This window comes from Rheinheimera sp. (assembly GCF_020217005.1).
Classification (GTDB): Bacteria; Pseudomonadota; Gammaproteobacteria; order Enterobacterales; family Alteromonadaceae; genus Pararheinheimera.
Genome location: NZ_JAIWOI010000279.1, coordinates 1 through 10,000, shown reverse-complemented (window position 1 = coordinate 10,000; position 10,000 = coordinate 1). Strand labels below are relative to the sequence as shown.

The 10,000-nt window shown below is 45.6% G+C and carries 6 protein-coding genes; 1 reads left to right on the top strand and 5 read right to left on the bottom strand.

Annotated features, from left to right (window positions below; genetic code table 11):
• Nucleotides 1-149 precede the first annotated feature (149 nt).
• The 5 genes from LDL40_RS13620 to LDL40_RS13600 all read right to left on the bottom strand — a co-directional run bounded on the left by LDL40_RS13620 (nt 150) and on the right by LDL40_RS13600 (nt 7,323).
• Nucleotides 150-866, bottom strand: a complete 717-nt coding sequence (locus tag LDL40_RS13620) for a DUF6445 family protein (protein ID WP_300995921.1) — start codon at nt 864-866, stop codon at nt 150-152.
• 4 nt (nt 867-870) lie between these two features.
• Entirely contained in the window at nt 871-2,364 is a 1,494-nt protein-coding gene (locus LDL40_RS13615; protein ID WP_300995920.1) for a tryptophan halogenase family protein, read from the bottom strand.
• 44 nt (nt 2,365-2,408) lie between these two features.
• Nucleotides 2,409-3,431, bottom strand: coding sequence for a cupin-like domain-containing protein (locus LDL40_RS13610; RefSeq protein WP_300995919.1), 1,023 nt, complete (start codon nt 3,429-3,431; stop codon nt 2,409-2,411).
• Nucleotides 3,432-3,444: 13 nt separating this feature from the next.
• Nucleotides 3,445-4,170: a SapC family protein gene (locus tag LDL40_RS13605; RefSeq protein WP_300995918.1), complete on the bottom strand. Its 726-nt coding sequence runs from the start codon at nt 4,168-4,170 to the stop codon at nt 3,445-3,447.
• Nucleotides 4,171-4,353: 183 nt separating this feature from the next.
• Nucleotides 4,354-7,323: a TonB-dependent receptor gene (locus LDL40_RS13600; RefSeq protein ID WP_300995917.1), complete on the bottom strand. Its 2,970-nt coding sequence runs from the start codon at nt 7,321-7,323 to the stop codon at nt 4,354-4,356.
• A 514-nt stretch (nt 7,324-7,837) separates the two neighbouring features.
• Here LDL40_RS13600 and LDL40_RS13595 point away from each other — a divergent pair.
• A partial coding sequence (locus LDL40_RS13595) for a glycoside hydrolase family 3 protein (RefSeq protein WP_300995916.1) occupies nt 7,838-10,000 on the top strand: 2,163 nt, incomplete at its 3' end.

Below are 10,000 nucleotides of genomic sequence, written 5' to 3'. Positions count from 1 at the left end.
TAGTTCATCTTTATCTTCTTTTCATCTTTAAAATAGGAGGGTAAAAGTGCCATCTGTGCGACTAAAACAGCTATGTAATCGCTTCCATTTTTATTTTTGTTAAAGCCATACTCAGTTCCTTTTTAGCTGGTATCACACTGGTTCTGGGTTTATACGAAATCGACAAACATATTGGCGGTTAAGCGCCCTGTAACAGCGGAGCTGTCAATATCTGTGCTGACATCCACCAAAGTAGAATGCAGCAGATGGCCAGGGTAAATAATCAGTCTGTTGGCCTGGTATGGGATCTGGTGGTACAACTCATAATGTTCATTACTTTGCACCTGATAACGCTGAGGTGGCGCACCATGAGTATCAATAAACTGTTGAGCAGACTGAAAATACTCTTGCCGTCTTTGATCCGTGACCCGCTCAAACCCGGTAGGTTTATGGCGGAAAAAGCCGGTACTGCCATGAGGCGAGTCATTCAGGTAATGCAAAAGTGCAAAATAATAGGGCGCGCTGGTATCAAAATGCGGCATGCATTGCAGTGGATGCAGACTATTTTCTGGCTGGGTGATCAGCGCATAAAACAACATTTGTGGTTTTAACCGCAACTTTTCAGGCACCTGATACACCTGATAAATCAGCTGGTACAAGGCATTTAAGCTGGCTGCAACATAAGCCTTTGGTAAAACAGCTCGCTGGCCCGGATAATATGTCTGATTCTCGCGCATAAAATCACTGTGCTGGGCATGCTGACGTAAATCAGACAAATCCAGGCCAAAGTCATCAATCAGAATCAATGGCGTTTTTTCCAGCCCAAGATAGATAATTTCGGGCCGGATGGCGGTATTGACCTGAAAATTAAGCGCTTCCGTAACCATCAGCTCAGACCAAAGACGATTTACAGTAATGCTGAATAAATTCCTGATGAGTCGGGTACTGACTCACGGTACGTTTCACATTGTGTTTAATGCTCGTCAGGAAATCGTTTAATTCAGAATCCGGCATTAAATCGACAATAGGATGGTACTGCTGTGGCATTAAACCCTGACCTATCAGTACCTGTAACCAGGAACTTTCGCCAAATAATTCCTGCGCAAACTTATAGACTTTGCCGGATTGTTTAAAGAGTTCCATCCGGTGAGTCAGCGTCTCCGGGACTTCCATATCTTTGCAGTAGCGCCAGAATCTGGTGTCAGTGCGCTCTGTAGCTTTGTAGTGCAGGATAATAAAGTCGCGGATATTATCCATTTCGATTTTAGTCTGGCGGTTAAACTCAGCCACATCAGCAGACACTATGCCGTTGGACGGGAACATCTGCAGCAAACGAATAAGACTGCGGTGGATCAGGTGAATGCTGGTCGATTCTAAAGGCTCAAGAAAACCACTGGATAAACCGATGGCCACACAGTTTTTATTCCAATGCTGGCGGCGGGTGCCGGTTTTAAATTTAATCAGCCTGGGTTCAAACAGCATTTCACCTTCAACATTGTCGATCAGCGTTTGCTTAGCTTCTGCTTCAGACATAAATTTGCTGCAAAATACCAGCCCATTCCCTACCCGGCTTTGTAGTGGAATTTTCCATTGCCAGCCAGCGCCGCGGGCTATAGCCCTGGTATAGGCCAAAGGTTCCTGTGTAGTTTTGGTTTGTACCGCATAAGCACTGTCACAAGGTAACCAATGACTCCAATCCTCAAACCCAGTGTTTAGCGTTTGTTCGATCAATAAAGCCCGGAAGCCGGTGCAGTCGATAAATAAATCGCCTTCTACCAGCTCGCCGGATTCGAGCAATAAGGCGCTGATATTACCGTCCATATGCTGTTGCACTTCACGAATTTTACCTTCAATACGTTTGACGCCATGTTGTTCAGATAAACGACGCAGGAATTTGGCGTACAAAGAGGCATCCATATGATAGGCGTGGTTCAGATCCTGATTTGGCAACACAGCAAACCGGCCCTGACGAGCGCCTAAATGCTCGACGCAATAGTCACCTATTTCAGAGGCTATACCTTTTTGTTTGCCCTTAACCCAAAAATGCTGAAAACCACAAGCCCAACAATCTTTACCTAAGAAACCAAAGGAGTGAATATAGTCTTCGCCCAGTGTTTTCCAGTTTTCAAACTGAATACCCAGTTTAAAAGTGGCATTGGTAGCGGCCATGACTTCAGACTCTTTGATATTCAGTAAGCGGTGAAAAATATGCATAGTGGGAATAGTGGCTTCACCTACGCCTACAGTGCCAATATCATCAGATTCGACTAATACCACTTCGAGGTTTTTGCCAAGTAACTTGGTCAGGGCAGCAGCTGTCATCCAGCCTGCAGTGCCACCACCTGCAATCACCACTTTTTTAATTCTATTCTGTTGGTTATTCATTTGTTTCCCCTGTTGCCTGACTCTGTTTTTGTTATAGCTTGTGGTCAGCGTTTTAATTTGTTCAGTAAATCAGCTCTGATTTGGCGCGCATTTAACTCATCTAATGGCTTGGTCAGCATTTTCAAAGCTTCAGGCTGAATATGATCCTGAGAGACGTCGTCATGCTCAAAAATGTAGTAATCAAAAATAGCTTTCCAGGCCTGACGCTGAGCTTTAGGTAAGCTGCGTAAGCTCAGTACTGCCATAGACAGTGCGTTATTGGGCCTGCCTAAGTAGGCTGGAGTATCCCGCCACCAGTGGCTGATCAACACATTAAAGCCATCCAGTGCTTCAACATGGTGCCACCACATGCTCGGAATAAATAACACATCACCAGGCTCAAGTTGAGCCCGTTGAGCTTGCTTTAATGCTTCGGCAAACTTAGGAAAACGTGCAAAGTCAGGCGCAGCAAAATCCACCATACTGACATCCTGCCCGCCTGGTGCAAACTCCATAGGACCGGGATACAAATTGCAGATTTGCTCTGGCGGAAATAAGGTAAAAGTGCGATGTCCTACTGCATTACAAGCCAGATTCTGCGGGAAATCATAATGAGCTGCGATGCGGGATCTATTCCCAAGCCAGACACTGGTTAGTGGAGTAATTCCATCCAGTTGTAAAGTATTGTGCTCTGCTAAACCCGGAAACCAGTTATTGATTTCAGTCGACCCCATGTAATAGGTCGGCGCATTGTCCTGGCTGTTTAATGCAAAAAGGCGGTCTAACAACTGATTAAAATCAATTTTACCGCCTTGATAGTTAAAGCCATTTTGTTCTGCGTTATAAAACACTCTGCCCTGATGTTCAGGTTCTATGTAACAGGCGCTGACAAGCTGGCCCTGATAAAACTGCCGCATATAGTCTGCGGCCGAAGCCGCGGAGACTAAACCCGCTTTTACTAAAGGCCAGTCTTTGCATAAACCTTTGAATATCAGCGGATAATCAGCATTAGCAATCAAATTCAACGCATCAGTTAAGTGAAATCCTTCCAAAGTTTTTACTTGTACTAATGGCGTTGGCTTTTGCATAGCTATTCAGACCTTACTCAAACTGCTTATTTTTTAACTGCAGTAAATGCCGGATATTGGCTTGCGAAGCAATAGCCATGTAAATAGCCTGTAAATAACCTTTTTGGTGCAATAAGGCCAAAGTTTCTGCTGGTAAGGCGGCCAGATTATCTTCATGTATAGTGTAAAAACCTGCCAACTGTTGTTTCTGACCATTACTGAAGGTTAAATCCAGCGTAAAGGACTCAAGCAACTGATGTTCCAGCAAGGCCGCCATAAAATCTTTGCTGTCTTGCATACCGTGATGAATAGTCTCCAGCATTGAGGCTACTTCATCCAGATAAGGACTGCTGCCACCAAAAGGTAAAAACAGCGCCTCACCTTCAGTGTGACTAACACGAGGGTTATCTAAATCTATATGGATCACACGTTGCGGGGTTTCAATACCGTCTTCCCGCACCAACTGCTGACCAATCAAAAATGGCTGGCGTCTGAGCATCAACGGAATATAACAACCCTTCCAGTTATCCTGCTGTAAAAACAAGTTTTCCTTATCCTGAAAACCAAACAGAGTGACAGCAAAAAACTGATTACTGCTGCTGTCTTTATGGAAAAAGATTGGGTAATGCGCCTGTGCTGTGCGAAATTCTCTAGGGAAGGTAATAGCAAACCATACCGCATCACCATATTGTGCGCTTCGGGCTGTAATCACCTTTAGGTCGCGATGCTCCACACTGTTCAGTAAAACATTATTACTCATGCTGTATTCCGATCCGTTGTCTGAAATTTTTAGTTATAGTTTGATTAAACCTGCCGCCTGAGACAAAAGCTACTGGTTTTTGTTTAAGTACGAAGATGCAGAAAACTTCAGGATATAGCATCCCCAACACAGATTGGGGATGCTTATACAGACAAGGCCATATCCTTATGGCCCCTGGTCAGCTTAGAAGCTGTAACGGGCACCTATACTATAACGGGCTCCCGACTCAACCAGGCTTAACACTTGCTCTTTAGCACGACCATGCACACGGATATGTTCATCTGTGATGTTCAGTGCTTCAACAAATACTGTTAAACCTTCCACTTGTGGCAAGTCATAACTCACTGACATATCAATCTGATGATAAGCCTCAGTGTAACGCGGGTTAGCTCCTGTATCCTGACCTTTAGAATTCAGGAACTCATCGCGCCAGTTGTAAGCAACACGGGCCTGGAAACCATCCATTTCATAAAACAAAATGGCGTTAGCTGTGTCACTTAAGCCGATCAGTGCAGGCTGGTCCTGCAACAGGAAGTTATTGTATGAAGTTTCGCTGTCCACCATGGTGTAGTTGGCAATAGCACCAAAACCAGTTTCACCAAAGGCATGTTGTACCGCAAATTCCCAGCCATCAATGACTTCTGAATTTGAACCATTAGACGGAGTATTGATATCGAAGACTAAGGCATTATCTTCACCAGCGACGCCGTCAATAGTACCTGCAGCAACGTTCACACCCGGAGCAGTTGGGTAGTTCGCAAAAATCCAGTTACGAATATCGCGTGCATCATTACCTACTGCAGCCACAGCTTCAGCATACTTTTTACCATCAACAGGGTTTGGAATATTGTAGATCGTCGATTCCACAACAGAGTTGCTGATAAAGTTACTGGTATCCTTACGGAAATAACCGATAGAAGCGTAGCTGGCTGGTGAATAGTACCACTCAGCTGACAAGTCGATGTTTTCAGACTCCAGAGGCAACAGACTTGGGTTACCTGCAGAACCACCACCACCGGCTCGGTTAGCTATAGTTGCAACAACAGTACCACCCTGGATAGAAACGTAGTCTGGGCGACCTATAGTTTCACTATACGCAGCACGTAGCATCACATCCTCAACCACTTCAATGTTGAAGTTCAGGTTCGGTAATACATAGTCGTAATCACCTGTTTGAGTCTGGAACTCGCGCTCACCGCTGGCTTGTAATACGATTTCAGTTTCGGCGACCCAACGAGCTCCGTTGTATGCAGCTACTGCTGAAGTTGAGGTCACATCAGTGGTTTCATAACGCAGACCCACGTGAACATCGTAAGGCATACCAGAGATTTCGTTCTCGTAGTTATACTGTACATAGGCAGACTGAGATTCTTCCAGTGTGTAGCGGTTGGTATCACTGTCGTAATCGGTAGAAGGACAGAAGTTTGTACCACAATCACCAGCACCCACAAAACCTACCGGGGTGTACAACTGCTCAGCACGAGCACGTACAGTATTGAAATCCCAGAAGAAAATAGTGTTCAGTATTTCAAAATTACGGCCAGGCATTAAAGAGAAATCGCCTTTGCTGCCTTTAAATTTGTCGTGAATAGTACCTGCAGGGAAATAGGAAGCGTCAAAATCACCTGCCTGACCAACACCACCCCAGTCGTTACGTTGTACGTTGACTGATTTTGAGTGGTTATCCACGTCAGTGATAGCAATACCAAAGTCGATGCTGCCTGCATCTTCGAAGATGTATTCGCCGTCGAACTGATACTGCTCAATTTCAGACTTGTTGGTGGAGTTACCGAATACGCTACCAGTAACAACCATATCTGAAGGACGAACTGAGTTACCACCTTCCACTGCTAACAGAGGAATATCACCGGTAAAATCTGTCGCAGCGCTTTGACGGATAAAAGCTGCAGTACTTAAGGTATTGCTTGAACCTAATGCATGATTTGGTTTGTATTCGGCATCTGATTTATGGGCATCAAAACTCAGTTTTAAGTTATCGCTTGCCTGCCACTCCAGGTTTAACCCCAAAGAACCACTTTCGTTACGTACACCAGAATCACCAGCACCCATAGACAAGTCAGCAGGGTTATTACCATAGTCTTCTGAGTAAATCAGTGGAGATGAGACTGGACCATCAGTCCAGACGCTTTGTGAGGGCACATAGGTATACCAGGCAGACACGTCATTGTATTGAGTGTCGATGTCATTGCGCATATAGGTATAGTCTAAAGTGGCTGTCAGATTATCAACTGGCGCATACTGCAACACTAACTGACCGTTAGTGCGGGCGCGTTGTTGTTCTTCAAACTTGTAGATTGTGGTCTGTGGTACAGAGTACACATCATTCGCACCAGGACGGTTTACCTGATTATCAACAGGGACGCTACCCCACTGACCTGAAGTGTTGTCCACTGAACCAGCGAAACTACGCCAGCCTGTACCTACGTTGGCCTGCTGGCTGCCGCTTTCACGTTCCTGATAACTGGCAGAAACTAAAACACCAAATTTCCCATCATTCAAAGTAGTGGAATACAAACCCGCTAACTCAGGAGTAGCACTACCTTCTTCAGTCGATTTGTCATCCACCATAGCAGCGCTGAAAACAGCTTTTTCGCCACCGGCGCTCAAAGGTCTTAAGGTTTGTACGTCAATAACCGAACCTATACCACCGGTAGGATTGGAGGCAAAACTGGTTTTATTAACTTCAACGCCACTGATGGTATCGGCAGAAATATTAGCGAAGTCAAAAGAACGTGAACCTGTAGTGACAGGCATTTGGCGTCCGTTCAGAGTCACTAAGTTAAAGTCCGGACCAAAACCACGAACAGTTACTTTACTACCTTCACCGTTCACACGGTCGATAGACACACCACTGATACGCTGCAGCGATTCTGCCAGGTTGGTATCAGGGAATTTACCTATGTCTTCAGCTGAGATTGCATCCACAATACCAGTGGATGAACGTTTAGTGTCCATGGATTTGATCAGACTACCGCGGATACCGGTGACGCTGATCACTTCAATTTTTTCTTCGGCTTTTTTAGCGTTTTGTTCCTGCGCGGCATCCGCGAAGGCAGGCATAGCAACGCCCACGCCAAGCACTAACGACAGACTTGTGGCGAGTCTGGTCTTTGTAAATGTTTTGGATTTCATGTGTAGTTCCCTGTCGACTGTTTTTGGTTTTTTACTTTCTACGAACTTATTTGACGCCCGACAGGTAGTTTATCTACTCCTCAAAACCAACTGTAAGCGCTTTCACAAACTTAGGTGATTTTTTTTAACTCGTCAATACAGAAAAACTAATTCTTACATTTTGGTTAAAAAACAGTTGGCAATAACGACTTTATCAGCTAAAAATGAAACCGCTTACAATTTCGTTTTCACTGAACTAATCTGCTGATTTCAGATTGGAAGAGCGACAAAAAACGAAGTAGCTGAAAACAATAATAAGCAAATCAAAGATTTGCATACCGGAGCTTCTAAATAAGCCCGGAGGACACGGGGATAGAACACCAAGCACCCATCAGTGCTTTTGTACGCTTTTGCTCATACAAAATACTGATTTGCCTGCCAGCCCCGCCGATAAGAACTCTGCTGCGCCTTTGCCCTGTCCCAACTTTTCACAGCGCGGACACAAAAGCAGACAGAGCTAAACAGGATACCCATTATGTTTCGAAACAGACCATTGGCGTTGTTGTGCAGTGCTGCCCTTGTCACGACTTTGTTTGGCTGCGGCCAGAAGAACACCGAAACGACTGCAGAAGTAAAAACAGCTGCGGTACAAAACCCGGCACTCTGGCCTGAACTTAAAAGCCCTGTAGCCAGCGCTGATACCGAAAAAAGAGTACAGCAACTACTGGCCACTATGACAATGGAGCAAAAAGTCGCTCAACTAATCCAACCTGATATTCGCTGGATGACAGTCGAAGACATGCGCCAGTACGGTTTCGGTTCTTATTTAAATGGCGGTGGCGCTTATCCAAATGACAATAAAAACTCCACTGCAGCAGACTGGGTGGCTTTAGCTCAGGCTTATTACGACGCTGCTGTTGATGCAAGCAAAGATGGCAGTAGTATTCCACCTATCTGGGGTACGGACGCTGTGCACGGTCACAACAATGTGATTGGCGCTACCGTATTTCCACACAATATAGGTCTTGGTGCCGCCAATAATCCGGCTTTAGTAGAAGCCATAGGCAAAGCCACAGCACTAGAAGTCGCGGCTACTGGTATCAACTGGATTTTTGCACCTACGGTAGCGGTAGCCCGTGATGACCGCTGGGGCCGTAGCTATGAAAGCTATTCTGAAAACCCTGCGATAGTTAAAGCTTTGGGTGCAGCTCTGGTCAAAGGTATTCAGGGTAATGTGGGCTCAGACTTTATGCAAAGCGGCCATCTGATTGCCACAGCCAAACACTATTTGGGTGATGGCGGTACAGAAAACGGTAAAGACCAAGGTAACAACCTCGCGAATGAAGCAGATTTAGTCCGTGTGCACGCTCAGGGTTATGTCACTAGCCTCGAAGCAGGCGTGCAAACTGTGATGGCTTCTTTTAACAGTTGGCATGGCGACAAAATGCATGGCAATCATTATTTGCTGACAACCATACTGAAAGAGCGCATGGGCTTTGATGGTTTAGTGGTAGGCGACTGGAATGGCCATGGACAGTTGCCTGGCTGCACCAATAATAGCTGTGCTGCTGCTATCAACGCTGGTGTCGACATTTTAATGGCACCGGAAGATGGTAAGGCCTTGTACAAAAACACTCTGGCTCAGGTCAAAGCTGGCGAGATCTCTACAGCCCGTTTAGACGACGCCGTCAGCCGTATTTTGCGGGTAAAAATTCGCGCGGGATTGTTCGACAAAGGCAATCCGGCTCAATCAGCGTTAGCTGGCAAAGCAGAGTTGATTGGTCATGCAGATCATCAGGCCATCGCTGCTCAGGCTGTGCGTGAATCTTTGGTACTGCTGAAAAACAACCAGCAATTATTGCCATTAGCACCCAAGCAAAAAGTACTGGTGACAGGGGATGGTGCTGACAATATAGGTAAACAAAGTGGCGGTTGGACTTTAACCTGGCAAGGCACGGGTAATGTGAATGCCGATTTCCCGAATGGCCGCTCTATTTATTCAGGCATTAAACAACAGGTTGAAGCGGCCCAGGGCTCTGTCGAATTAAGTGTCGATGGCTCATATCAGCAAAAACCTGACGTCGCTATTGTAGTGATAGGCGAAAACCCTTATGCCGAGTTTGACGGCGATATCCGCACTCTGGATTATCAGGCGGGTAAAAATACCGATCTGGAATTACTGAAAAAACTCAAAGCAGATGGTATTCCGGTAGTGACAGTGTTTTTAACTGGCCGGCCTTTATGGGTGAATCCTGAACTGAATCAGTCAGACGCTTTTGTTGCTGCCTGGTTACCAGGTACTGCAGGTCAGGCAATAGCAGAAGTGTTATTTAAAACAGCTGCTGGTGAAATACAGCATGACTTTAAAGGCAAACTGCCATTCTCCTGGCCAAAAACCGCAGATCAAACTCCGTTAAATCAGGGCGATAGCAACTACGATCCACTCTTTGCTCTGGGCTATGGCCTGAGCTATCAAGACACGATCACTGTTGCCAACGACTTATCTGAGCAAATAAACAGCTCTGCCAGTAGCAATAATGACAGTTTAAGTTTATTTGAACGCCGACCAGCCTCTGGCTACAGCCTGATGTTGCAGGATGAACAAGGTGTTGTGGCAGTAACAGGCAACAAAGCCAAAAGTGCTGACCAAAGTCTGAACTTAGCCGCAGTCAACTGGCAAAAACAGGAAGACGCTTTA